This is a genomic window from Variovorax sp. JS1663 (genome assembly GCF_002157355.1).
In the GTDB taxonomy this organism is placed as follows: domain Bacteria; phylum Pseudomonadota; class Gammaproteobacteria; order Burkholderiales; family Burkholderiaceae_C; genus Variovorax.
This window is the reverse complement of sequence record NZ_LYMK01000002.1, coordinates 153,373-177,196: the sequence shown is the minus strand read 5'-3', so window position 1 is coordinate 177,196 and position 23,824 is coordinate 153,373. Positions and strand designations below refer to the sequence as shown.

Sequence of the window (23,824 nt, the reverse complement as noted above, 5' to 3'; positions counted from 1 at the left end):
AAACAATTGTGAACGCAATTATGAGCCGGGGTAGAAGGGTTTCCCGATGGAAGCCGGCATGTTCACGCGGATGAAGGCCGGGTTGCGCGAGATCAGCGCCAGCACCACGATCGGCGCGATGTACTGCAGCATGCTGAGGAACTGGCTGGGCACGTTGACCCCGGTGCTCTGCAGGTGGAAGCCCAGCATCGACACCCCGCCGAACAGGTAGGCGCCCAGCAGCACCCGCACCGGCCGCCAGGTGGCGAAGGTGGTGAGCGCCAGCGCGATCCAGCCGCGGCCCGCCACCATGCCCTCGACCCACAGCGGCGTGTAGACGGTGGACAGGTACGCCCCCGCCAGCCCGCACAGCGCGCCGCCCGCGATCACCGCCATGAAGCGGATGCGCCGCACCGGGTAGCCCAGCGCATGCGAGGACTCGGGCGATTCGCCCACCGAGCGCAGCACCAGGCCGGCGCGCGTGCGGTAGAGGAACCAGATCAGCCCGATGGTGAGCAGCACCGCCAGATACACCATCGGGTGGTGCCGGAACAGCGCTGGCCCGGCCAGAGGGATATCGCCCAGCACCGGCAGCGCGTAGTTCGTGCTCTCGGGCAGCTTGGCCTGCACGAAGCGGATGCCCGCGAAGGCCGAGAAGCCGACGCCGAAGAGGCTCAGCGCCAGCCCGGTCGCGTACTGGTTGGTATTGAGCCAGATCACCAGCACGCCGAAGAAGGCCGCGAGCAGCGCCCCGGCCGCCATGCCGGCGGCGAAGCCGAGCCATGTGTTGTGCGTGTTCACCACCGTGGCGAAGCCGGCGATGGCGGCGCACAGCATCATGCCCTCGGCGCCGAGGTTGACGATGCCGGCCTTCTCGTTGATCAAGAGGCCCAGCGCGGCGATCGCGAGTACCGTGCCGGCGCTGAGCGTGGAGCCCAGGAGGAGTGCGTAGCTTTCCATCATGCGGCTCCTTCGGTGGGACGGGCAACAGGGGCGGTCAGCGGCGTGCTGGCCTGGAGAGAAGAGGTACCGGCAGGCGCCGCCGCCGGCTTCGGCGCCGCCTTGCGCCGGATGCGGTAGGCGATCAGCGTGTCGCAGGCCAGCAGCGTGAACAGCAGCAGCCCCTGGAACACCCCGGTCAGCGACTTGGGCAGCCCCAGCCGCGACTGCGCCAGCTCGCCCCCGATGTAGAACATGCTCATCAGGATGGCCGAGAAGATCATGCCCACCGGGTGCAGCCGCCCGACGAAGGCCACGATGATGGCCGCGAAGCCATAGCCCGCCGGCACGTACGGCGTGAGCTGGCCGATCGGGCCCGCCACTTCGAGCGCGCCCGCCAGTCCGGCCGCGCCGCCCGAGGTCAGCAGCGCGATCCAGATCGCGCGCCGGGCCGAGAAGCCCGCGTAGCGCGCCGCCGCCGGCGCCAGGCCACCGACCTGCTGCGCGAAGCCGGCCCGCGTGCGGAACAGGAAGACCCACAGCGCCGCCGCGCCCAGCAGCGCGATCACCAGGCCGATGCTCACGCGCGAGCCCTTCATGAGGCGCGGGATCTGCGTCACCGCTTCGAAGGTCTTGGTCTGCGGGAAGTTGTAGCCCATCGGGTCCTTCCAGGGCCCGTAGACCATATAGCCCAGCAGCAGCGTCGCGACGTACACCAGCATCAGGCTGACCAGGATCTCGCTGGCGTTGAACCTGTCGCGCAGCAGGGCGACGATACCGGCCCACACCATGCCGCCCACGATGCCGGCCAGCAGGATCGCCACGACGATCCACGGACCGGTGGTCTTGTCGGCCAGCAGCGCCACGCCACCAGCGGCGATCGCGCCGAAGACGAACTGGCCTTCCGCCCCGATGTTCCACACGTTGGAGCGGAAGCACACGGCCAGCCCCAGCGCGATGATCAACAGCGGCGTGGCCTTCACCATCAGCTCGCCCAGCGCATAGCCGCTCTTGATCGGCTCCCAGAAGAAGACCAGCAGGCCCTTGACCGGGTCCTTGCCCAGCGCCGAGAACAGCACCATGCCGATCAGCACGGTCACCAGCAGCGCCAGGATCGGCGAGCCGTAGCTCCAGAAGCGCGACAGCTGCGGGCGGGGTTCGAGCTTAAGCATGGGCGACCTCCTCGTTCTTCCCTGCAGGGGCCGCATGAGGCGCGCCGCCCCACAGGCCGCTCATCCATTCGCCGATCTGCGGCACGGTGGCCGCGGCGCGGTCGATCGAAGGCGACAGCCGGCCCTTGGCGATCACGTGCAGCCGGTCGCTGATCTCGAAGAGCTCATCCAGCTCCTCGCTGACCACGAGCACCGCGCAGCCAGCATCGCGCAGCGCCAGGATCTCTCCGCGGATGAGGGCCGCGGCACCCACGTCCACGCCCCAGGTCGGCTGCGAGACGACGAAGATCTTCGGATTGGCGTCGATCTCGCGCCCGACGATGAATTTCTGCAGGTTGCCGCCCGAGAGCGAGCGCGCCGCCGCACCGGGCCCGCCGGCCTTGACCTTGAAGCGCTCGATGATCCGGCCTGCGTGCTGCTGAAGCGCGCCGGTGCGGATCCAGCCGCCCCGCCCCACCGCGTTGCTGCGCGTGAGCAGCATGTTGTGCGCCAGGCTCAGCGTCGGCACCGCGCCGCGGCCCAGGCGTTCCTCGGGCACGAAATGCAGGCCCAGCGCGCGCCGCCTGCGCGGCCGGAAACGCGCGGCTGCCTGGCCGAACACTTCGATCATCCCGGCCTCGGCCCGCGTGTCTTCGCCGGAGAGCGCGTAGAGCAGTTCCTTCTGGCCGTTGCCCGACACGCCGGCGATGCCCACCACCTCGCCGGCGCGCACGTCGAGCGAGACGCCGTCCAGGTCCACGCCGAACTGGTCCTCGCGCGCCAGCGTCAGGCCCTTGACGCGCAGCGCCACGGCCCCTGCATGCACCGGCCTGTGCTGCAGGGGCGGCGGCTCCGCGCCGATCATCAGGCGCGACAGCGATTCGTTGCTCTCCTGGCGCGGGTTGCACACGCCGGTCACCTTGCCGCCGCGCAGCACGGTGCAGGCGCTGCACAGCTCGCGGATCTCGTGCAGCTTGTGGCTGATGTAGAGGATGCTGCAGCCCTCGGCGGCCAGCTTCTTCAGCACCACGAAGAGCTTGGTCACCGCCTGCGGCGTCAGCACCGAGGTGGGCTCGTCCAGGATCAGCAGCTTGGGGTCGGTCAAGAGCGCGCGGATGATCTCGACCCGCTGCATCTCGCCCACCGACAGGGTGTGGACCGGGCGGGAGGGGTCGATGTCCAGCCCGTACTCGCCGGCCTTGGCCGCGATGCGGCGGGTGACCTCGGCCAGCGACAGGCTCTTGTCCAGCCCCAGCCAGACGTTCTCGGCCACCGTCAGGGTGTCGAACAGGCTGAAGTGCTGGAACACCATGCTGATGCCCAGCGCCCTCGCCTCCTGCGGGTTGCGCACGGCGACGGGCTGGCCGTCGAACATCACGCTGCCCTCGTCCGGCTTGACCGCGCCGTAGATGATCTTCATCAGCGTGGACTTGCCGGCGCCGTTCTCGCCGAGCACGGCGTGGGTTTCGCCCGGAGCGACCACCAGGGACACGTCGCTGTTGGCGACGACCGAGGGGTAGCGCTTGGTGATGTTCGAGAGCTGGAGTCTGTGGTGGGTTGTCATGCTGGAAAGGTCCTCCCCCAGGCTTGCCCACTTCGTGTGGCCGCCAACCCCTCGCCGGGGGCGACGCCAGCGGCCCGGCAAAGCCGGTTCCGCGGCGCCCCTGGCCAAAGAGATCCGCCGTCAGCTCAAGCGCAACACAACCTGAGGTTCAAGTCGTCTAGTGTCCACCGATATAGATGAATTTGAAAAGGAACACGCCGCCGATCAGCCAGACCATCCAGTGCACCTGCCTGGCGCGCCCGGTGAACAGCTTGAGCACCGCATAGGTGATGAAGCCGAAGGCCAGGCCATTGGCGATCGAGTAGGTGAAGGGCATGGCCAGCGCGGTGACCGCGGCCGGGATGACTTCCGTCGTGTCGTCCCAATCGAGCTCGGTGATGTCCCTGAGCATGAGGCATGCCACGAAGAAGAGCGCGGGGGCCGTGGCGTAGGCCGGCACCGCGCCGGCCAGCGGCGAGATCGCCAGCGCGGCCAGGAAGAGCACCGCCACGGTGAGGGCCGTCAGGCCCGTGCGGCCGCCAGCCTGCACGCCGGCCGCGCTCTCCACGTAGGCGGTGGTGCTGGAGGTGCCCAGCAGCGAGCCCGCGAAGATCGCGCCGCTGTCGGCCAGCAGCGACTTGTTCAGCCGATCCATCTTGCCCGGCACCAGCAGGCCGGCGCGGCGCGCCACGCCCATCAGCGTGCCGGTGGCGTCGAACAGCTCGACCAGGAAGAACACCAGGATCACGTTCAGGATGCCGCCCGACAGCGCCGACTTGATGTCCAGCTGCAGGAAAGTGGGCGCGATCGAAGGCGGGGCCGAGAACACGCCGTGGAAGGTGTTGCCCGCGAAGAAGAAGGACAGCACGGTCACCGCGACGATGCCGATCAGGATGGCGCCCGGCACCTTCAGCCGGTCCAGCACCACGATGATGAAGAAGCCGATGACCGCCAGCACCGCCTGCGGGGTGTGCAGGTCGCCCAGCGTGACGTAGGTGGCCTTGGACGGCGCGACGATGCCTGCGCTCTTGAGCGCGATGATCGCCAGGAACAGGCCGATGCCCACCGTGATCGCCAGCCGTATCGACTGCGGGATGCCCTTGATGATGAGCTCGCGCAACCGGAACACGGTGACCAGCAGGAACAGGCAGCCCGAGACGAAGACCGCGCCCAGCGCCGCCTGCCAGGTGAAGCCCATCTGCAGCACCACGACGTAGGCGAAGTAGGCGTTGAGCCCCATGCCCGGCGCCAGCGCGATCGGGTAGTTGGCATAGAAGGCCATGATCCCGGTGCCCAGCGCGGCGATCAGGCAGGTGGCGACGAAGACCGCGTCCTTCGGCATGCCCGCGTCACCGAGGATCGACGGGTTGACGAAGATGATGTAGGCCATCGTCAGGAAGGTGGTCAGCCCCGCCACGATTTCGGTGCGCACGGTGGTGTTGTGCTCCCTGAGCTTGAACAGGCGTTCCGCCCAGCCGGTCGTGGGCCCTGTTCCAGGGACGGTTGTGTCGTGCTCGGGCATGCCGCCCGGCAACTGCTCTGTACGGTTCATCGCGTTGTCTCCGAGTTTCTCTGTCTTGGCGTTGTCGGAAAGTTCGCGACGCCGGGCGCGAGTTGGGAAGGCCGGCTATCCGGAGCCGGTGGAGGAAGCGGCGGGCCGCAGCGACGCCGCCACCGATTTGGTGCGCTCGCGCAGCCAGCGCGCGGAGCTGGAGGAATGGGTGCGCTCATGCCACAGCTGGTAGTACATGAGGCGCGGCAGCGCCACCGGGCACGGGAGGATGGCGAGCGGCAGCCGCTCGAGGAAGCGCTCGCAGTACTGGCGGCCGGTGGTGAGCACCAGCAGGCTGGAGGCCACCATGTCCGGGATCAGGCCGAAGTGCGCGCAGCGCGCGGTGATGTTGCGCTGCCGGCCCATCTCGTCGAGCATCTGGTCGATGATGCCGCGCGCGCCCGGGTGCAGCGGCGTGGGCGCCACGTGCTCGGCGGCCAGCCAGCTCTCCAGGTCCCAGCCGCGGCGCACCGCCGGATGGTCCTGGTTGACCAGGCAGACGATCTCGTCGCCGAAGAGCCGAGCCATGTGCAGGTCTTCCGGCGGCTTGAGCCAGTTGCCTATCACCAGATCGACCTGGCCCAGCGACAGGTGCGCGTGGTAGTCGGAATCGGACGAGAGCGCATGGATCTCGATGCCGCACAGCGGCGCCTGCGCCTTGACCTGCGCCACCAGCATGGGCAGGAACAGCGGGTCCAGATAGTCCGAGGCGGCGATGCGGAAGGTGGTCTGCGCGGTCTGCGGATCGAAACCGCGCGCGTCCGAGAACAGCATCTCCGCCGCCCGCAGGATGCTGGCGGCCGGGTCGATCATGCGCAGCCCGGCGTCGGTGGGCACCATGCCCGAGCCCGAGCGCACCAGCAGGGGGTCGCCCGACAATTCGCGCAGGCGCTTCAGCGCGGCCGAGACGGCCGGCTGGTACATGCCCAGGCGTATGGCGGCACGCGAGACGCTGCGGTCGGTCAACACGGTGTGCAGGATCCGGATGAGGTGAAGATCGATCTTGTCGAGAAGCGCTTGGTCTCTCATGAGCTGCCCGCTGGTTGCGAAATGTGCGGGCAGTTATAACGCGCTGCTCACATACAAGACTCTTGGTGAAGACTCTCAGACGGCGGCGTTCTGCACCGCCGTCACGGCGCGCAGGATCGACTCGCTGGTGGCCGGCGCCTGCAGGGGCGGATCGGCCTTGTGGTCGCCCACCGCCGACACGGCATCGCGGATGGCGAAGAAGACCGAGAAGGGCAGCAGGAGCGGCGGCTCGCCCACCGCCTTGCTGCGGTGGATGGAGTCCTCGAAGTTCTGGCCCTCGAACAGGCGCACGTTGAAGACCGGCGGGCAGTCGTTGGCCGTCGGGATCTTGTAGGTGCTGGGCGCGTGCGTGGTCAGCAGGCCGGTCTTGGGATGCCAGACCAGTTCCTCGGTGGTCAGCCAGCCCATGCCCTGGATGAAGGCGCCCTCGACCTGGCCGATGTCCACCGCCGGGTTCAGTGACTTGCCGGCGTCGTGCAGGATGTCGGCGCGCAGCAGCTTCCATTCGCCGGTGAGCGTGTCGACGATGACCTCGCTCACGGCGGCGCCGTAGGCGTAGTAGTAGAAGGGGCGGCCCTGCATCCTGTCCTTGTCCCAGCTGAGGCCCGGCGTGGCGTAGAAGCCGTCGGACCAGAGCTGCACGCGGTCGAGGTAGGCCTCGCCGACCAGGGTGCTGAAGGGGAAGGTGCGGCCGTTGACCATGACCTTGTCGTTGGCGAAGCGCACTTCTTCCGGCTTGCCGCCGTGGCGCGCGGCGGCGCAGGCCGCGAGGCGCTCGCGGATCTGGCGTGCCGCGTCCTGTGCGGCCTTGCCGTTCAGGTCGGCGCCGGTGGAGGCTGCAGTGGCCGAGGTGTTGGCCACCTTCTGCGTGTCTGTGGCGGTGACGCGCACGCTCTCGAAGCTCACGCCCAGCTCGTGCGCCACGACCTGCGCCACCTTGGTGTTGAGGCCCTGGCCCATCTCCGTGCCGCCGTGGTTCACCAGGATCGAGCCGTCGGTGTAGACGTGGACCAGCGCGCCGGCCTGGTTGAAGTGCTTGACGTTGAAGGAGATGCCGAACTTCAGCGGCGCCAGCGCGATGCCGCGCTTGAGCACGGGGCTGGTCTGGTTGAAGGCCGCGATCTCCTCTCGCCGCGCGCGGTAGTCGCTGGTGCCTTCCAGCTCGCCGACCAGTTCGTGGATGATGTTGTCGGTCACGGTCTGGCGATAGGGCGTGACGTTGTTCTCCGTCTTGCCGTAGAAGTTGACGCGCCGCACGTCCAGCGGATCGCGGCCGAGTTCGCGCGCCACCGAGTCCATGATGTTCTCGATCGCGATCGCGCCCTGCGGGCCGCCGAAGCCGCGGAAAGCGGTGTTGCTCTGCGTGTTGGTCCGACCCGAGTAGCCGTGCATGGACACGTCGGGCAGCCAGTAGGCGTTGTCGAAGTGGCACAGGGCGCGGGTCATCACCGGCCCCGACAGGTCGGCCGAGTGGCCGGCGCGCGAGACCATGGTGATCTCGGCGCCGAGGATGCGTCCCTCGGCGTCGAAGCCGACCTCGTACTCGTACCAGAAGCAGTGGCGCCGGCCGGTGACCATGAAGTCGTCGTCGCGGTCCAGCCGCAGCTTGACCGGGCGCTGCAGCTTGTTCGCCGCCACCGCCGCCACGCAGGCGAACAGGCCCGACTGCGATTCCTTGCCGCCGAAGCCGCCGCCCATGCGCCGGCATTCCACCTGCACCTGGTTGGCGTGCAGGTGCAGCGCGTGCGCGACCAGGTGCTGCATCTCGCTCGGATGCTGGGTGGAGCAGTGCACGTGCATCGCCCCGCCCTCCTTCGGGATGGCGTAGCTGATCTGGCCTTCCAGGTAGAACTGCTCCTGCCCGCCCACGTTCAGCGTGGCCTTGAGCCGGTGCGGCGCCTTGGCGATCGCGGCCTGGGCGCCGCCCTCGTTGGTGCTGCGCACCAGGTGCATGGGCGGCAGCACGTACTGGCCCTTGGCGTGCGCCTCCTCGGGCGTGATCACCGGCGGCTCGGCCTCGATGTCCAGCGCGTCCTTGGCGCGGGCCGCGGCCCGGCGCGCGGCGTCGCGGGTCTCGGCGATCACCGCGAACACCGGCTGGCCCAGGTAGCGGATGTCGCCACTGCACAGGATGGGATCGTCGTGGACGATCGAGCCGCAGTCGTTGGTGCCCGGAATGTCGGCCGCGGTGAGCACCGCCACCACGCCCGGCATGGCGCTGATGGCTTCCAGCTTCATGTTCCGCAGGCGGCCATTGGCCACGGGCGACAGGCCCAGCGCGCAGTGCAGCGTGCCGGCCAGCTCGGGGATGTCGTCGATGTAGGTGGCCTCGCCGGCCACGTGCAGGTGCGCCGATTCGTGCGGGCGGCTGATGCCCACGCGCGCACCGTCGCCGTGCGCCTTGGCCTCGGCATGCACGTCGATGCGCGCCGCCGCGTTCTTCAGGTAGTCGGCGAAGGCTTCGGCCGATTGGAGCAGTGCGGGATCGATGGGTTTGTTCATCTCAGACTCCTTCGGCGGCAACAACGCCGGCAGCTGCGTGCGGCATCACGCTCCAGACACTGGTGGCTTCAACCGGCAGCGGGTCCTTGGCGCGCGTTTCCAGCCACAGGCGCTGCAGCAGGTTCTGCGCCACCAGCAGGCGGTAGTCGGCGCTGGCGCGCATGTCGGTCAGCGGCGTGAAGTCCTGCGCCAGCGCGAGCTTGGCGGCGTTGACGCTGGCCTGGCTCCAGGGCTTGCCGACCAGCGCGGCCTCGGCCTGGGCGCCACGCTTGACGATGGCGGCCATGCCGCCGAAGGCCAGCCGCACTTCCTTGACCGTGTCGCCGTCGAGTTCGATGGCGAAGCCGGCGCACAGGGCCGAGATGTCGCAGTCGAAGCGCTTGCTGATCTTGTAGGCGCGCACCTGGCGCTGCATCGCGGCCAGCGGCACCGCCAGGCCCTGCACGAACTCGCCGGGCGCCAGCTTGTTCTTCATGTAGTCGACATAGAAGTCGGACAGCGGCATGCGGCGCACGCGCTCGCCGAGGCGCAGCTCGATCTGCGCGTCCAGCGACATCAGCACCGGCGGCGAGTCGCCGATGGGCGAGCCGTTGGCGACGTTGCCGCCCATGGTGCCGGCGTTGCGGATCGGCGGCGAAGCGAAGCGCAGCCACAGGTCGGTGAGGCTGGGCATGCGCCTGGCCAGCGCGCTGAAGGCGTTCTCCAGCGAGGCGCCGGCGCCGATGTAGAGCTCGCCGTCACGCTCCTGCACAACCTTCATCTCGGTCACGTCGCCGACATAGATGATGTCGCCCAGGTCGCGGAACTGCTTGTTGACCCACAGGCCCACGTCGGTGGAGCCGGACAGCAGCTGCGCCGCCGGCTTGGCCTCGCGCAGCGCGGCCAGCTGCGCCAGGGTGGTGGGCGCATGGAAATGGTCGACACGCTGGCCGAGCGGCGCGGCGTACTCGAAGGCGGCCTCGTGCTTCAGGCTGCTCAGCGCGGCCACCACCGGCTCGGTGTCCAGCCGTACCGCGGGCAGGTCGAACATGCGCTGGCCGGCGTCGAGGATGGGCCGGTAGCCGGTGCAGCGGCACAGGTTGCCCGAGAGGTCGTCGGCCAGTTGCTGGCGGCTGGGCTGGGTGCCGGCGTCCTGGTGGTGCTCGTAGGTGGACCACAGCGACATCACGAAGCCCGGCGTGCAGAAGCCGCACTGCGAGCCATGGCAGTCCACCAGCGCCTGCTGCACGGGGTGCAGTTGGATCGTCGACTGCTTCTCGCGCGGCGCCTTCTCGCGCTGCCGCGTGCATTGCGACTTGAGGTCCTCGACCGTGAACAGCGCCTTGCCGTGCAGCGTGGGCAGGAACTGGATGCAGGCATTGACCGTGGAGAGGCGCAGGCCGCCCACCGCGCCCTTTTCGCCCGCCTCGGCCAGCTCGCCGATCACCACCGTGCAGGCGCCGCAGTCGCCCTCGTTGCAGCCTTCCTTGGTGCCGGTGCAGCGGGCGTCCTCGCGCAGCCAGTCGAGCACCGAGCGCGTGGGGTGCACGCCGCTCACGTCGACGATCCGGCCGCGGTGGAAAAAGCGGATGGGTTGGGTGCTCGGTGTCATGCTCATGCTCATGGGGCGGTCTTCGTGGCGATCAAAAATCGTGCCTGCGAAGTTATTCCTTTATGGGGCCGAATGCATACACGGGTGCCCATACGGCCTATGTGGGGGTTCTATATAACGCCCGGGTTAACCCTTGTTTTGGACCGCTTTTTGCGCCCCTGCGCGCATCATCGGAGTTCGCATGAGTTCGAGTACGCAAGAAATCCGCTTTCAGGTCGGCGAGCACGGGACCGTCTCGGGCCTGGTGCAGGCGCCACCGGATGCCCTCGCCTGCTATGTCTTCGCCCATGGGGCGGGCGCCGGGATGCGGCATGTCTTCATGGCCGCGGTCGCGGACGGACTGGCCGCGCGCGGCATCGCCACCCTGCGCTACCAGTTCCCGTCGATGGAGCTCGGCAAGAAGCGGCCCGACCCGCCGGCGGTCGCCCATGCCGCCGTGCGCGCGGCGGTGGACCAGGCGACGCAGCACTTCGGCCCGCTGCCGCTCTATGCCGGCGGCAAGTCCTTCGGTGGACGGATGAGCTCGCAGGCCCAGGCGCTGCAGCCGCTGCCGGGCGTGGCAGGGCTGGTCTTCGTCGGCTTTCCGCTCCATCCGGCGGGCACGCCCGCGACCGGGCGGGCCGACCACCTGGCCGACGTGCGCGTGCCGATGCTCTTCGTCCAGGGCACGCGCGACGAACTGGCGGAGATCGGCCACATCCGCTCGGTGGTCTCGACGCTGGGCCCCTCGGCCACGCTGATGGAGATCGCCGAGGCGGACCATGCCTTCCACGTGCTGCGCCGATCGGGGCGCAATGACGAAGAAGTCCTGCAGCAATTGCTGGACGGCATGGCAGCATGGATGCACCGCCAGACATCCCACCCCTGATGCCATCCTGCATCTCGCACGACCGATCGAAGCTCTTCATCGTCTTCAACGTCCGCTCCGGGCGCGGCCGGGCGCAGGCCGTGCGCGCCGCGATCGCGCGGGTCTGCGCCGAGCACGGCAGGGACTACCAGCTCTTCGAGATCGGGCGCACCGGGCGCCTCGGCACGCAGATCCGGCAGGCCGTCGATGCCGCGCGCGCTGCCTCCGGCATCGTGGTCGCCGCCGGCGGTGACGGCACCATCAACGCGGTGGCCCAGGTGGTGATGGGCAGCGGCTGCGCGATGGGCCTGCTGCCGCAGGGCACCTTCAACTACTTCAGCCGCACGCATGCCATTCCCACGGACACGGAAGAGGCGCTGGCGCTGCTGCTGCGCGCGCGGCCGGTGCCGGTGCAGGCCGGCCTCGTGAACGAGCGCGTGTTCCTGGTCAACGCCAGCCTCGGCCTGTATGCGCGCGTGCTGGAAGAGCGGGAGGTCTACAAGTCGCGCTACGGCCGCAGCCGCTGGGTGGCACTGTGGGCGGCGCTGGCCACGGCGATGCGCCGCCATCCGGGCTGGGACCTGCGCATGCAGTGGCGCGGCGAGGAGCGCGTCGTGCGCACCCCGACGCTCTTCGTGGGCAACAACGCGCTCCAGCTGGAACAGGTCGGCATGCCTCGCCCCGAGGCGGTCGAGCAGGGCGAGCTCACCGCCATTGCGCTCAAGCCCGTCGGCCGGCTCGCGATGTTCATGCTGATGGTGCACGGCGCGCTGTCGCGGCTGGGCGAGGCGGACGAGGTCATGCATGCCTCCTTCCGCGCGATGTCCGTCAGCCCGGCACGCCCGGGCCGGCGCCGTGCCAAGGTCGCGACCGACGGCGAGGTCCAGCGCATGGCGATGCCGCTGCACTTCCGCGTGGCCCCCGAGCCGCTGTGGCTGATCAAGCCGGAACCCGGCGAGTACGGGGACGCGCGCCGGTGAACTGCCTGCTGCACCTGTCCGACCCGCACTTCGGGACCGAGCAGGCCGCGGTCGCCCATGCGCTGGCGGCCCTGGTGGAGGCCGAGCGGCCGGCCGCCGCGGTCCTCTCGGGCGACGTCACGCAGCGCGCGACGCGCCGGCAGTTCGCGCTGGCGCGCGCCTTCGTCGACCGGCTGGCGCTGCCGCGGCTGCTCGTGGTGCCGGGCAACCACGACATCCCGCTGATCGCGCTGGCCACCCGTGCCCTCGCACCCTATGCGCGCTACCGGCGCGCCTTCGGCGACGACCTGGCGCCGGTGGTGGAAGCGCCCGACTTCCTGCTGGTCGGTGTCAACACCACACGCTGGTGGCGGCACGAGAACGGCGCGGTCTCCAGGGCGCAGACGGCACGCGCGGCGCAGCGCCTCGCGCGCGGCCGGCCCGGGCAGTTGAAGATCGTGGTGGTGCACCAGCCGGTCGCGGTCACGCGCCGGGAAGACCACAAGAACCTCTTGATCGGGCGCGAGCAGGCGGTGCGCGCCTGGGCGCATGCGGGCGCCGACCTGGTGCTCGGCGGACACATCCACCTGCCTTTCGTGCTGCCGCTGCACGAGGTCTTCGGCGCGCTCGATCGGCGCGTGTGGTGCGTGCAGGCGGGCACCGCGCTGTCGACCCGGCTGCGTGCCGATGCGCCCAATTCGGTGAACCTGCTCCGCTTCGGTGGCCTGGCCGCTGCGGACAGCCCGCGGCGCTGCGTCGTCGAGCAATGGGACTTCAGCGCGCGCTGCAATGCCTTCCGCTGTGCCCGCGTGCACGAGCTGGTGCTCGAAAGGAACGAATGAGTCACGAGGAACACCGCGGAACCGGCTTTGCCGGGCCGCTGGTGTTGCCCCCGGTGAGGGGGTTGGCGGACCACACGAAGTGGGGGAGCCTGGGGGAGAGCTTATACGTCGGACCAGATCCGCAGCAGGTTGTGGTAGTGGCCTGTCAGCGACACCGTCTCCTCGCAGTCGCCCAGGCGGCCGCGCAGTTTCTGGATCGTCTGGTCGAGCTCGAACAGCATGCCGCGGCGATGGTCGTCGCGCACCATGCTTTGCAGCCAGAAGAAGGAGCAGATGCGGGCGCCCCGCGTCACTGGATGGACCCGGTGCAGGCTGCTCGACGGATAGAGGATCAGGTCGCCCGCCGGCAGCTTGACCTCGTGCGTGCCGTAGGTGTCGACCACCTCGAGATCGCCGCCGTCGTACTCCTCGGGCTCGCACAGGAACAGCGTGCACGACAGGTCGGTGCGCAGTTGCTCGTTGCTGAACGGCACCGAGCGCACCGAGCCGTCGATGTGCAGGCCGTAGTTCTCGCCGCCCTCGTAGCGGTTGAAGAGCGGCGGCACGAAGCGCAGCGGCAGTGCGGCGGCGAAGAAGAGCGGATTCTTCGACAGCGCGGCCAGGATGGTCTTGCCCAGTTCCCGCCCGACCGGGGACAGCTCCGGCAGCTGGCGGTTGTGCTTGACCTGCGCCCCCTGGGGACCCACCGTTTCCCGGCCGTCCACCCAGTCCGCGGCATCGAGCGCGGCCCGCATCTCGCGCACCTGCTCGGGACTCAGGACGCCGGGTACGTGAAGCATCATCTGGCAGGATCTCCAAAAAGCAGAAAGCCCGGCCGTGCGGCCGAGCCTCGAAGTGTCGCACCGCCCTGCGCGGCGGCAGCGATCAGGTTGCTCAGAACTTGAAGTTCGCCGACAGCACGGCCGAGCGCGGCGTACCCAGCACCAGGCGGTTGCCGCCGTTGTTGACGCGCGCCAGGTAGAACTTGTCGGTGAGGTTGTACAGGTTGAGCTGCACCGAGACGTTCTTGTTGACTTCGTAGCCGATCATCGCGTCGAACACCGTGTAGCTCGGGATCTCCGGGAAGAAGGTCGTGGCGGTGGAAACGGCATTGGTGGTCGCGCGCTGCTGCGTGGACACGTAGCGCAGGCCGCCGCCGATGGTCAGGCCGATCGGGAACTTGTAGCTGGTCCACAGCGTCGCCGTGTTCCTGGGCGAATAGCGGATCTGCGCGCCCTGCTGCGTGGCGGAGGTGCGCGAGCCCTCGAGGATCTCGGTCTCGATGTGCGCGAGGCCCGCGATCACCTGCCAGGCCGGCGTGATCTGGCCGACGGCGCTCAGCTCCACGCCCTGCACGCGGGTCTTGCCGTACTGCTCGAAGTTGCCGAAGGTGTCGACCTGGACCTGCTCGTTCTCGTTGGTGGTGCGGAAGAGCGCACCGGCCAGCGCGAGGCGGCCGCCCATCACGTCCCACTTGGTGCCGATCTCGGCCGTCTTGGCCTTCTGCGGATCCAGGTTCAGGTTGTTGATGTTGGCCGTGGTCGTCGTCTGGAAGGCGAAGTTGCCGCCGGGCGGCTGTGCGCCCGTGGCGTAGGCGGCGTAGATGCTGCCGTTGGGCGCGGGCTTGTAGACCAGGCCGATCTTGCCGGTGTACAGGTTGTCCGACTTCGACTGCGACGTCGCCGTCTGCGCGCCATTGAAGGTGGTCGGCGCGCCGAGGCTGAAGAAGCTGGTGCGGTAGTGCTCGGCGCGCAGGCCGCCGGTCAGCTGCCACTGCTCGTTGAACTTCATGGTGTCGAACAGGTAGAGCGCGGCACTCGAGGTCTTGCCTTCGACCGACGCGCCGGTCGGCAGCACCGGCACGATGGGCCGGTAGATGTTCGGCAGGTACATGCCGGTGTAGGCCTGGAAGGCGCCGCTCACCAGTTGCGCGTTCCCGGCGTTGAAGACACCGGCCAGGGTGCCGTTGTTCTGCTCTTCGCGCGTCAGCTCCAGGCCGGCGCTCAGCGAGTGCTTGATCGAGCCGGTCGCCAGTTCGGCCGTCACGTTGGTCTGGTTGGTCAGGATCTCGTTGCTCTGGCGCTTGCCCTGCGGGATCACGCGGGTGGACCAGGTCAGCGGGTTGAACACGCTGGGCGTGAGCGGGCCGCTGCTGAAGACGCCGGTGAGCACCAGGTCCTGGTCGGTCCGGCCCCAGCGCGTCAGGTTGCGCAGCTTGACGCCGTCGCCGAAGTCGTGCTCGACGCGGGCGGTGAACATGTCGGCCTTGACGTCGTCATGGTCCGACCGGTAGCCGTAATAGTTGCGGGTGTCGACGCGCGGGCCGTTGCCGCCGCGCGCGGAAAGCTGCGCCAGGTAGAAGCCGTCCAGGCCGATGGTCGGCAGGCCGCCGTCGGGCCGGTTCGTCTGGTCGATGTGCTGGTACTGCAGGTAGACGCGCGTGGGCGTGTTCAGGCCGAAGGCGATGGAGGGCGCGATGGCCCAGCCCTTGTTCTTCACGAAATCGCGGCCGGCGACGCCGCTGTCCTGCACCATCGCGTTCAGGCGGAAGGCCATGGAGCCGGACTCGTCGAGCACGCGGTTGATGTCGAGGGTGCTGCGCTTGTAGTCGCCGCTGCCGATGCCGACGTAGCCGGCGAAGAAGTTCTCGGCGAGCGGCACCTTGCTGACCAGGTTGATGTAGCCGGTGGGCGCGGTGCGGCCGATGTCGGCGCTGGCCGGGCCCTTCACCACTTCGACCGACTCGACGTTGTACATGTCGCGGGTCACGGTGCCGACGTCGCGCGCCCCGTCGATGAAGATGCTGCCGGAGGTGTCGAAGCCGCGCAGGAAGACCGCATCGCCAGTGCTGGTGTTGCCGTTCTCGCCCATCTGGAAGGTGATGCCGGGCGTGTTGCGCAAGGCCTCGGTCAGCGTGGTGGCGCCCTGCTCCTGAAGCACTTCCTTCTTGATGACCGTGATGGTCTGCGGCGTATCCACCAGAGGCGCGGTGAACTTGGGCGACGAGGCCTGGTCGGCCTTGAAGCTGTCGGTGGTCGATTCGATCTTCACCTCGCGCAGGGTGGTGCCCGAGCCGGGCTGGGTCTGCGCCGCGACCGGCCATGCGAACGCAACCAGGGTGGCAGCCGCGGCCGCGGTGCCCAGGGGTGGGATGCCGCGCGCGACTGCGTGCTTGCGGCTCTTGATGTACGCCATGAAGGATTCCTCCGGGTTTCAGAAAACGGGAACTTCACTGGCGGGTCCGGGCTGCGCGCCTCGTGTCGAGGGGGCCGGATTGGCTGGGTGAGTCCATTCGCCGGGTGCCGTGCGAATGAAACGCAAATGATAACGACTATCAATAACAAAATTCATACGCCGTTCACGTCCGACACACACTTCCTTGCGGATCGTTGCCCCGAGGCGACGAATCGGGAGGCGTGCTCAGTAGACGTCGCGCCGGTAGCGCCCGGCGGCAGCGATTTCGTGCAGGCGATCGGTGCCGATCACCTGGCGCAGCGCCGCGTCCACGCTGCCGGCCATGCCCTGGAGGCTGCCGCAGACGTAGACCGCGGCGCCCCGCTCAACCCAGGCCAGCACCTCGTCGCCGGCCTGCAGCACTCTGTGCTGCACGTAGCGCCGCTCGCCGTGCAGGGACTCCTCGTCGCGCGAGAACACCATGTCCAGCCGGGCCAGCGCGCCGGCCGCCAGCCAGCCTTCGAGTTCGTCGCGATACAGGAAGTCGTGCCGGGCGCTGCGCTCGCCGAACACCAGCCAGTTGTCGTGCCGGCCCTGCGCGATGCGCTCGCGCAGGTGGCTGCGCAGGCCGGCCAGCCCGGTGCCGTTGCCCACCAGGATCAGCGGCCGGTCGGCGTTGCCGTTCTGCCGGAAGGCGGGATGCGCGCGCAGTCGTAGCGCCACGGTGTGGCCGGGCGCCAGGGTCGCGGTGAGCAGCCCGGATGCGGCGCCGAGGGTGCCGTCGGGATGCCGCTCCTGGCGCACCAGCAGTTGCAGTTCGCCGTCGGCCGGGATCGACGCGATCGAGTAGTCGCGCGGGCGCTGCGGGTCGCCGGCGAGCGCGACCTGCACCAGGTCGCCCGAGGCCCACTGCGGCAGCTCGCCCGCGGCGGGCGTCAGAGCCAGGTGGAAGATGGGTGCGCCCGCGCTGCCGGGATTGAGTTCGCGGCGTGCGACCAGCCGCCACGGCTGGAAGGCATCGACGGCGGACTCGCCGACCTCGACCTCGACCTCGACGTCGGCGCCGGCATCGGCGCCCTCGGCGTGCCACTGCGCCCGCCAGCGCGCCAGCGCGGCCTCGTCGCCGTTGTCGACGTCGATGCGCTCGTAGGCCGGCACGGCGCCGCTGTCGCGCAGCCAGGCATCCAGGCGCTGCCCGAAGCCGCAGAAGTGCGCGTATTGGCGGTCGCCCAGCGCCAGCAGGGCGTAGCGCAGGTGGGCCAGGTGCGCCCGGGCGCCCATCACGCGTTCGACGAAAGCGCTGGCGCCGTCGGGCGGGTCGCCTTCGCCATAGGTGCTGGTCACGAAGAGCGCGCGCTCGGCCGTCTGCAGCGTCGCCAGGTCGATCTCGTTGAGCGACTTCACCTGTACGGCGGCGCCGCGCGCATGCAGCCAGCGCGCGGTCTGCCAGGCGATGGTCTCGGCCTGGCCGGTCTGCGTGGCATGCAGCACCAGCACCGGCGCGCCGGTGCCGGCGAGCGAGGCGGCGTCATCGGCCAGCGCCCGCGCACGGCGGCGCTCGCGCCGCCAGGTCGCGGCACAAAGAGCGCCATACAGGAGGACGGATGCCGCCGCGGCGAGGTGACGCAGGCTGTCGTCCATCAGGCCTGCGCGGGTTCGAGGGTCACGTATGCACCCTCCAGGCGGCGCTGGCGTGCCACGCGAGGCCCTCGTCGTCGCGCCGGCCGAACAGTGCAGCGATCCGATGCGCATCGGCGAAGCGCGGGCCTTCGTCCGGCCCCAGCACCATCAGCACAGTGGCGAGGGCATCGGCCTCCATGCACTGCGCATGCAGTACGGTGACGCTCGCCAGCGCCGGCCCCACGGGCTGGGCGCTGCGCGGATCGATGCTGTGCGACCAGCGCCGGTCTGCGTCCTCGCGCACATGCCAGCGGTCGCCGGAGGTGGCGATCGCCATGTCGGCCAGCGCGACGGGCGGCGCTGGATGCGCGCCGCTGTCGACCCCCACCTGCCACGGCAGGCCGCCGGGTCGGCGGCCCACGCCGCGCAGCTCGCCGCCGATCTCGAACAGGAGGTCGCGCAGCCCCAGCGCGCGGAGCGCCGCGACGCCGTGATCGACCGCAAAGCCCTTGGCGATGCCCGAGAGGTCCAGCACCATGCCGCCCGGCTGCAGGATGCTGGCATCGGACGGATCGAAGCGAAGCCGCTGCCATCCGACGCGCGCGGCGGCATCGACCAGTGCCGCCGCGTCCGGCGCCGCGGCGGCGGCCTGCGGGCCGAAGCCCCAGCACGCGACCAGCGGCGCCACGGTCGGGTCGAGCGCGCCACCGCTGGCCTGCGCCCAGCGCAGCGCGCAGGCCACCACGGCGGCGAATTCGGCGCCCAGGCGGTGGCGCGTGCCGGCCGCTGCGCCATTGAAGCGGCTGATGTCCGAGTCCGCTTCCCAATGGCTCATCTGCGCCACGACGCGGCCCAGCGCCTCCTCGACGGCCGTGCGCACCTGCGCGTGCGGCAGCATGCGCGGGTTGTCGAAGCGCAGCGACCAGGTGGTCCCCATGGTGCGTCCGCCCATCTGCTGCAGGCTGGCCGGATCGGCGCGGCGCGGGTGCGCCGCTCCGGCATAGCCGTCAGGCCGGCGCGCGAAGGAAAGGGGCGGCGATGACGCGGCAGTGGCGCTCAAGTCAGGGCGACACCTCGAGCGTGGCCGCGTAGCTCAGCCGGCGCTCCTTGGCCTGCGGCACGGTGGTCTTGTTGTCGCGCGTGGAGGCATCGAGCCAGTACATCCCCGCGGCTGGCCATGTCACGCTGAACTGACCCTTGTCGTCGGTCTTGAGCTTGAGCTCGTTCAGCTTGTCGCGGTACTGCGTGTTGCCGGCCGTCACGGTCACTTCGAGGTCCTTGGCGGGCTGGCCGTCGATGCGCAGCGTGAAGGTCGATTTCTCGCCCTTGACCAGGTCGGTCGGGCTGCCGGTGGCGATGAGCTCCAGGCCCTGGCCGATCGGCTTGAGCGCACTGGGCTTGCCGACGGTGACGAAGGTCTCGATGCGGCCCGCGGACTGGGTGACGCTCACCTCGGTCGCATCGGCCGGAATCTCCTTGCCGATGGTCTCGGGCGTGCCGCGCGCGCGCTTGGTCTGGCCGGTCGCCTTGTCCTTCCAGCTCGCGAACACGCCGTTGTTCAGCACCGCGATGCGGTAGGTGCCCGGCTGCGACACGGGCACGTCGAACACGCTGCGGTGCTTGAGCCTGGCCTCGTTCTCGGGCTTGATCGGGCTGCCGTCGGGCGCGACGATCTGCAGGCCCTCGATGCGCAGCGGCGCATGGTTGGCGACGAACAGGTCGTTCGACACCGCCGCGTCGACCGTGATCGTGTCGCCCTTGGACAGCACGGTGGTGGACGGCAGCAGCCAGGCGTTGTGGGCCTGCACGGCAGGCACGGCGCACGACAGCGCGAAGGCAAGGGCGGCAAGGCGCAGGGCGGGCTGGGTCATGGTGAACTCCTCTCGGTGAAGAAACGTTGTCAGGGCTTGAGTTCGAGCTTCACTTCGCCGAGCTCTTCCTTGCCGGCCACGACGGGCTGCTGCGCACTCGCCGGCGGCCATTGGAACGGGATGCTCACGACCTCGCGGCCACCGACCTCGCGCGCCGCTTCGACCACGAGCTTGTACGCCCCCGGCGCCAGCTTGGGAAGCGGGCCGCTGCCCTCGGTGAAGCTCAGCTGGTGCTTGCCCGCCGGCTTGGTGGCGCTGGTCACGCCGTCGACCGGCACCGACAGTTCGCGGCCGCCACGGCGCCACCACTGGCGGATGTCCTTCAGCCATTTCGTGCCCTCGCCCTCGGGGTTGTTGGTCTTGGTGCGCACGTCGTACCAGACCGCCAGCGTGGCGGCCTGCGAGTTGTCGGCGCGCTCGATCCACGTGGCGGCGTAGGGCCGGTGGTACTCCGACACGTTGAGGCGCGGCACCTCGATGTTGACGGCCAGGCTCGCCGCCAGCGCGGGCGCCCCGAACAGCGCCGACACGGCAGCCGGCGCGAGGGAATAGCGGATGTGCACGAAAAGACCTTTCTTCTTCAGACTTGAATCAATGGACGAAGAGCAGCGCGAGGAGGAAAGGCGCCAGCAGCCCCATCGCCACCATCGGCCAGGTGAAGGGCCGGTTGCCCGCATGCATCTTGAGGATGAGCAGGCCGGTGATGGAGAACAGCAGCGCCGCCACCGCGAAGATGTCGATGAACCAGCTCCAGGCCGCGCCGGTGTGGCGGCCCTTGTGCAGGTCGTTCAGGTAGGAAATCCAGCCGCGGTCGGTCAGCTCGTACTCGGCCTCGCCGTCCTCCAGCCCGACGCGCAGCCAGGCATCGCCGCCCGGACGCGGCAGCGAGAGGTAGACCTCATCCTGCGACCACTCCGCCTCGCGGCCGGCGGCGTCGACGCCCCATTGCACCTTCACCCAGCGCTGCAATTCGGCCGGCAGCTCGGCCTTGCCCTTGGACGTCTTGGTGATGCCCGGCTGCAGGCCTGCCAGTTGCACGCGCAGGCCGGCATCGACGGTGGCGGTCTTGCGCGTCACCGACGGCCGCGCCTCGATCTGCGAGGCGTGGTTGAGCGTGATGCCGGTGATGCTGAACAGCAGCATCCCGATCAGGCACAGCGCCGAGCTGACCCAGTGCCATTCGTGCAGGGTCTTGAGCCAGTAGGCACGGCGGCGGGAGGAAGTGGCGGTGGCGGCGGGAGCACTCATCGAAGCGCGCATTGTAGTCAGACAAATGAGAATCACTGTCATTTAGGCCGCGGTCCGGCTTCAGCCCTCGGTGAACAGCTCCCGGATCACCCCGCGCAGCCAGCTGTTCGCCGGGTCCGCCTCGAAGCGCTTGCTCCAGTGCAGCGACACGGCGAAGTCGCGCAGCGGGAAGGCCGGCTCGACGATCGTGTAGCCGCCCTCCTCGGCGAAGCTGCGCGCGATGTCGCGCGGCATCACCACCGCCAGGTCGGTGGCGCGCACGATGGCCGGCAGCACCATGAAGTGCTCGGTGGTCAGGCGCACCCGGTCTTCCAGGTTGAGCAGTTGCAGGATGCGCAGTGTCTCGGCATGGGTGCGCACCGCCACGTACTCCAGCCGCTGCAGCGACTCCAGCAGCGCCTGCCCGCTGCGGCGCCCGCGCGTGAAGGGGTGGCCCTTGCGCAGCAGCACGATGTAGCGGTCCTTCAGCAACTGCGCGCGCTGGGTGTCGTTCACCTTGGGCAGGAAACCGAAGGCGAAATCGACGCGGCCGCTGTCGAGCGCGGGGGCGATCTCGTCGGGCGCGAGCGGCAGCGTCTCGAGCCGCACGCCGGGCGCCAGTTCGCCCAGCCGCGCCATGAGCACCGGCAGGAAGCGGCTTTCGCCGATGTCGCTCATGTGGATGCGGAAGGTCTTGCGCGAGTCCGAGGGCGCGAAGCGGTCGGGCTCGCTGAGCGCCTCTTCCAGCTGCGCCAGCGCCGACTGCACCGCGGCGGCCAGCCGCTCGGCGCGCGGCGTGGGCGCCACCCCGCCTGGGGCGCGGGTGAACAGCGCGTCCTTCAGGAGCAGCCGCAGCCGCCCCAGGCCATGGCTGGCAGCGGGCTGGGTGAGGCCCAGCGCCTCGGCCGCCCGGCTGACGCTGCGCGCGCGGTAGACCGCGTCGAACAGGCGCAGCAGGTTCAGGTCGATGGCATCGATATGCATGGCATTCATGTCGGATAGCCGGATTATTTTATTGATGACCAGGACATCGGCTCGCACACTGCGAAGCGGCCGAGCGCCGGCCCCTGCATGCGCGCGCGCCACCCCCAGAAAGCCCAAGAAAAGGAGACAAGCAATGCGAACGATCCGACTGCATGCCATCTTCGCCGCCGCCCTGCTCAGCGCCATCGCCGCTTCCGCCCAACAGGCGCCAGCCGAGGAGCCGGGCTGGGCCAAGGGCCGGCCCAAGACCGAGGCCGCCCAGCGCATGGCGCCGGTGCCTGCCTTCCCGATCCCGACCGCGGCCGACAAGCTGCCGACGGCCAAGTTCAAGCTGCCGCCGGGCTTCAAGGTGGAGACCTGGGCCTCCGGCGTGCTCGATGCGCGCGCGCTGCGCCAGGGCGCCAACGACGTGGTGTTCGTCAGCACCCTCTTCGTGGGCAACAAGGTCTACGCGATCGTGCCCAAGGGCAACACGCGCGAGACCAAGACCGTCATCGACAAGATGGAGAAGGCGGCGGGCATCGAGTACCACAAGGGCTCGCTCTACCTGGCCACGCACAAGCAGATCGTGCGCTACGACAACATCGACACCAAGCTCGACAACGCCGGCACGCCGACCGTGCTCTACGACAAGCTGCCCGGCGGCGAGGACCACAGCTGGAAGTTCCTGCGCATCCATCAGGACAAGCTGTACTTCCCCATCGGCGCGCCCTGCAACATCTGCGACCCCGGCGAGTACGCCAGGATCTACCGCATGAACCTCGACGGCAGCGGCATGGAGACCGTGGCCAGCGGCGTGCGCAACACGGTCGGCTTCGACTTCGATCCCAAGACGGGCAGGCTCTGGTTCACCGACAACGGCCGCGACTGGCTGAGCGAGGAGATCCCGAACGACGAGCTCAACGTCGTCACCGGTCCGAACCAGCACTTCGGCTACCCCTTCTGCCACCAGGGCAACATCCCCGATCCGGAATTCGGCTGGGGCAAGAATTGCAGCGAGTTCGTCAAGCCCGCCGCCTTCCTCGGCCCGCACGCCGGCTCGCTGGGCCTGAAGTTCTACAACGGCAAGATGTTCCCGGCGAAGTACCAGGGCGCGATGTTCATCGCCCGGCATGGCCCGTGGAACCGCACCGTCAAGTACGCCGACGTGTCGGTCGCCTGGCCCGACGGCAAGGGCGGTGCGAGGGTCGAGCCCTTCATGACCGGCTTCGTCGAGAACAACAGCTACCTCGGCCGGCCGGTGGACTTCCTGGTGATGAAGGACGGCTCGCTGCTGGTGAGCGACGACCACGCGGGCGCGATCTACCGCATCAGCTACGGCAAGTGATGAGGGGCAGCCGAAGACTCGCGTTCACGGCAGCAGCGGCAGCGTTCTGGCTCTGCGTGCCGGCCGGCGCGCAACAGGCCAGCAAGAGCACCAAGGGCACCAAGGCGGCGGAGGCCCCGGCGGCTGCCCCTGGGGCCGCCTACGCCCAGCGGTTCGCGCAGCTGTGCGCGGCCTGCCACGGTGCCAACGGGCGCAGCGACATGCCGAACACGCCGGTGCTGGCCGGGCAGCATTCCTTCTACGCGATCACGCAGCTGTTCCTGTTCCGCGAGGGCCGGCGCGCGAACGAAGCGATGAGCGCGGTGGCCAAGGGCATGAAGGACGACGACATGCGCGGCTTCTCCGACTTCATCGCGACCCTGCCGCCGGTGCCCGCGCCCGCACCGTCCACGCCGCCCGACGCGGCGCGCATGGCCCGCGGCAAGGCGCTGGCGCAAGAGCACAAGTGCGTGTTCTGCCACGGCGCCGACTTCAGCGGCGGCCAGCAGGTGCCGCGCATCGGCGGCCAGCGCGAGGACTACCTGAAGATGACGCTGCAGGAGTTCAAGTCCGCCAAGCGCGTCGGCTACACGATGGCCATGGCCGAGGCGGTCGGCCGCATCCCGGGCGAGGACCTGGACACCCTCGCCTACTACCTGGCCCGCTTCCCGATTCCACCGGTTCCACCGGGCCCTTCGGGTCCCTCCCCCACGAAGTAATCACAGAGAG

At 69.4% G+C, this 23,824-nt stretch carries 20 protein-coding genes; 5 read left to right on the top strand and 15 right to left on the bottom strand.

Annotated elements, in window-relative coordinates; all coding sequences use genetic code 11:
- Nucleotides 1-18 precede the first annotated feature (18 nt).
- From A8M77_RS03045 to xdhA, 7 genes are all read right to left on the bottom strand, one after another.
- On the bottom strand, nucleotides 19-939 hold the full coding sequence (locus A8M77_RS03045; protein WP_086920065.1) for an ABC transporter permease: 921 nt from the start codon (nucleotides 937-939) through the stop codon (nucleotides 19-21).
- Nucleotides 939-2,090, bottom strand: coding sequence for an ABC transporter permease (locus A8M77_RS03040; protein WP_086920064.1), 1,152 nt, complete (start codon nucleotides 2,088-2,090; stop codon nucleotides 939-941). The genes A8M77_RS03045 and A8M77_RS03040 overlap by 1 nt, the downstream gene beginning before the upstream one ends.
- A complete protein-coding gene (locus A8M77_RS03035; RefSeq protein WP_086920063.1) occupies nucleotides 2,083-3,633 on the bottom strand; it encodes an ABC transporter ATP-binding protein in 1,551 nt (516 codons plus the stop codon). The genes A8M77_RS03040 and A8M77_RS03035 overlap by 8 nt, the downstream gene beginning before the upstream one ends.
- A 157-nt stretch (nucleotides 3,634-3,790) precedes the next feature.
- Entirely contained in the window at nucleotides 3,791-5,134 is a 1,344-nt protein-coding gene (locus A8M77_RS03030) for an NCS2 family permease (protein ID WP_086920207.1), read from the bottom strand.
- A gap of 105 nt (nucleotides 5,135-5,239) precedes the next feature.
- Entirely contained in the window at nucleotides 5,240-6,193 is a 954-nt protein-coding gene (locus tag A8M77_RS03025) for a LysR family transcriptional regulator (RefSeq protein WP_086920062.1), read from the bottom strand.
- Nucleotides 6,194-6,268: 75 nt separating this feature from the next.
- Nucleotides 6,269-8,695 (bottom strand): xanthine dehydrogenase molybdopterin binding subunit, encoded by a 2,427-nt coding sequence (gene xdhB / locus A8M77_RS03020; RefSeq protein WP_086920061.1) that lies wholly within the window; start codon nucleotides 8,693-8,695, stop codon nucleotides 6,269-6,271.
- A gap of 1 nt (nucleotide 8,696) precedes the next feature.
- Complete coding sequence (gene xdhA / locus A8M77_RS03015; protein ID WP_086920206.1) at nucleotides 8,697-10,292, bottom strand: xanthine dehydrogenase small subunit; 1,596 nt, start codon at nucleotides 10,290-10,292, stop codon at nucleotides 8,697-8,699.
- Nucleotides 10,293-10,467: 175 nt separating this feature from the next.
- Between xdhA and A8M77_RS03010 the strand changes: the two genes are divergently transcribed.
- The 3 genes from A8M77_RS03010 to A8M77_RS03000 are packed head-to-tail and all read left to right on the top strand — an operon-like array spanning nucleotide 10,468 to nucleotide 12,934.
- On the top strand, nucleotides 10,468-11,154 hold the full coding sequence (locus A8M77_RS03010; protein WP_086920060.1) for an alpha/beta hydrolase family protein: 687 nt from the start codon (nucleotides 10,468-10,470) through the stop codon (nucleotides 11,152-11,154).
- A complete protein-coding gene (locus A8M77_RS03005; RefSeq protein WP_238136691.1) occupies nucleotides 11,124-12,113 on the top strand; it encodes a diacylglycerol/lipid kinase family protein in 990 nt (329 codons plus the stop codon). Before A8M77_RS03010 ends, A8M77_RS03005 begins: the two co-directional genes overlap by 31 nt.
- Nucleotides 12,110-12,934 (top strand): metallophosphoesterase family protein, encoded by an 825-nt coding sequence (locus tag A8M77_RS03000; RefSeq protein ID WP_086920058.1) that lies wholly within the window; start codon nucleotides 12,110-12,112, stop codon nucleotides 12,932-12,934. The genes A8M77_RS03005 and A8M77_RS03000 overlap by 4 nt, the downstream gene beginning before the upstream one ends.
- A gap of 101 nt (nucleotides 12,935-13,035) precedes the next feature.
- Here the strand turns inward: A8M77_RS03000 and A8M77_RS02995 are convergent, their stop codons facing one another.
- The 8 genes from A8M77_RS02995 to A8M77_RS02960 all read right to left on the bottom strand — a co-directional run bounded on the left by A8M77_RS02995 (nucleotide 13,036) and on the right by A8M77_RS02960 (nucleotide 21,798).
- Nucleotides 13,036-13,716, bottom strand: coding sequence for a Fe2+-dependent dioxygenase (locus tag A8M77_RS02995; protein ID WP_086920057.1), 681 nt, complete (start codon nucleotides 13,714-13,716; stop codon nucleotides 13,036-13,038).
- Between the two features lie 91 nt (nucleotides 13,717-13,807).
- Complete coding sequence (locus A8M77_RS02990) at nucleotides 13,808-16,108, bottom strand: catecholate siderophore receptor Fiu (RefSeq protein ID WP_086920056.1); 2,301 nt, start codon at nucleotides 16,106-16,108, stop codon at nucleotides 13,808-13,810.
- Between the two features lie 225 nt (nucleotides 16,109-16,333).
- Complete coding sequence (locus A8M77_RS02985) at nucleotides 16,334-17,728, bottom strand: sulfite reductase subunit alpha (RefSeq protein ID WP_086920055.1); 1,395 nt, start codon at nucleotides 17,726-17,728, stop codon at nucleotides 16,334-16,336.
- Nucleotides 17,729-17,750: 22 nt separating this feature from the next.
- Nucleotides 17,751-18,767: an FAD:protein FMN transferase gene (locus tag A8M77_RS02980; protein ID WP_238136690.1), complete on the bottom strand. Its 1,017-nt coding sequence runs from the start codon at nucleotides 18,765-18,767 to the stop codon at nucleotides 17,751-17,753.
- Nucleotide 18,768: 1 nt separating this feature from the next.
- Nucleotides 18,769-19,578: a DUF4198 domain-containing protein gene (locus tag A8M77_RS02975; protein WP_086920054.1), complete on the bottom strand. Its 810-nt coding sequence runs from the start codon at nucleotides 19,576-19,578 to the stop codon at nucleotides 18,769-18,771.
- Nucleotides 19,579-19,607: 29 nt separating this feature from the next.
- A complete protein-coding gene (locus A8M77_RS02970) occupies nucleotides 19,608-20,141 on the bottom strand; it encodes a DUF2271 domain-containing protein (protein ID WP_086920053.1) in 534 nt (177 codons plus the stop codon).
- A 28-nt stretch (nucleotides 20,142-20,169) separates the two neighbouring features.
- Complete coding sequence (locus tag A8M77_RS02965; RefSeq protein ID WP_086920052.1) at nucleotides 20,170-20,826, bottom strand: PepSY-associated TM helix domain-containing protein; 657 nt, start codon at nucleotides 20,824-20,826, stop codon at nucleotides 20,170-20,172.
- Nucleotides 20,827-20,886: 60 nt separating this feature from the next.
- The gene (locus A8M77_RS02960; RefSeq protein WP_086920051.1) at nucleotides 20,887-21,798 is read right to left on the bottom strand and encodes a LysR family transcriptional regulator; all 912 of its coding nucleotides are present in this window, start codon (nucleotides 21,796-21,798) and stop codon (nucleotides 20,887-20,889) included.
- A gap of 124 nt (nucleotides 21,799-21,922) precedes the next feature.
- Here A8M77_RS02960 and A8M77_RS02955 point away from each other — a divergent pair, with 124 nt between their 5' ends.
- Complete coding sequence (locus tag A8M77_RS02955; RefSeq protein ID WP_192871538.1) at nucleotides 21,923-23,116, top strand: PQQ-dependent sugar dehydrogenase; 1,194 nt, start codon at nucleotides 21,923-21,925, stop codon at nucleotides 23,114-23,116.
- Nucleotides 23,116-23,814: a c-type cytochrome gene (locus tag A8M77_RS02950; protein WP_202820599.1), complete on the top strand. Its 699-nt coding sequence runs from the start codon at nucleotides 23,116-23,118 to the stop codon at nucleotides 23,812-23,814. The genes A8M77_RS02955 and A8M77_RS02950 overlap by 1 nt, the downstream gene beginning before the upstream one ends.
- Nucleotides 23,815-23,824: the final 10 nt, after the last annotated feature.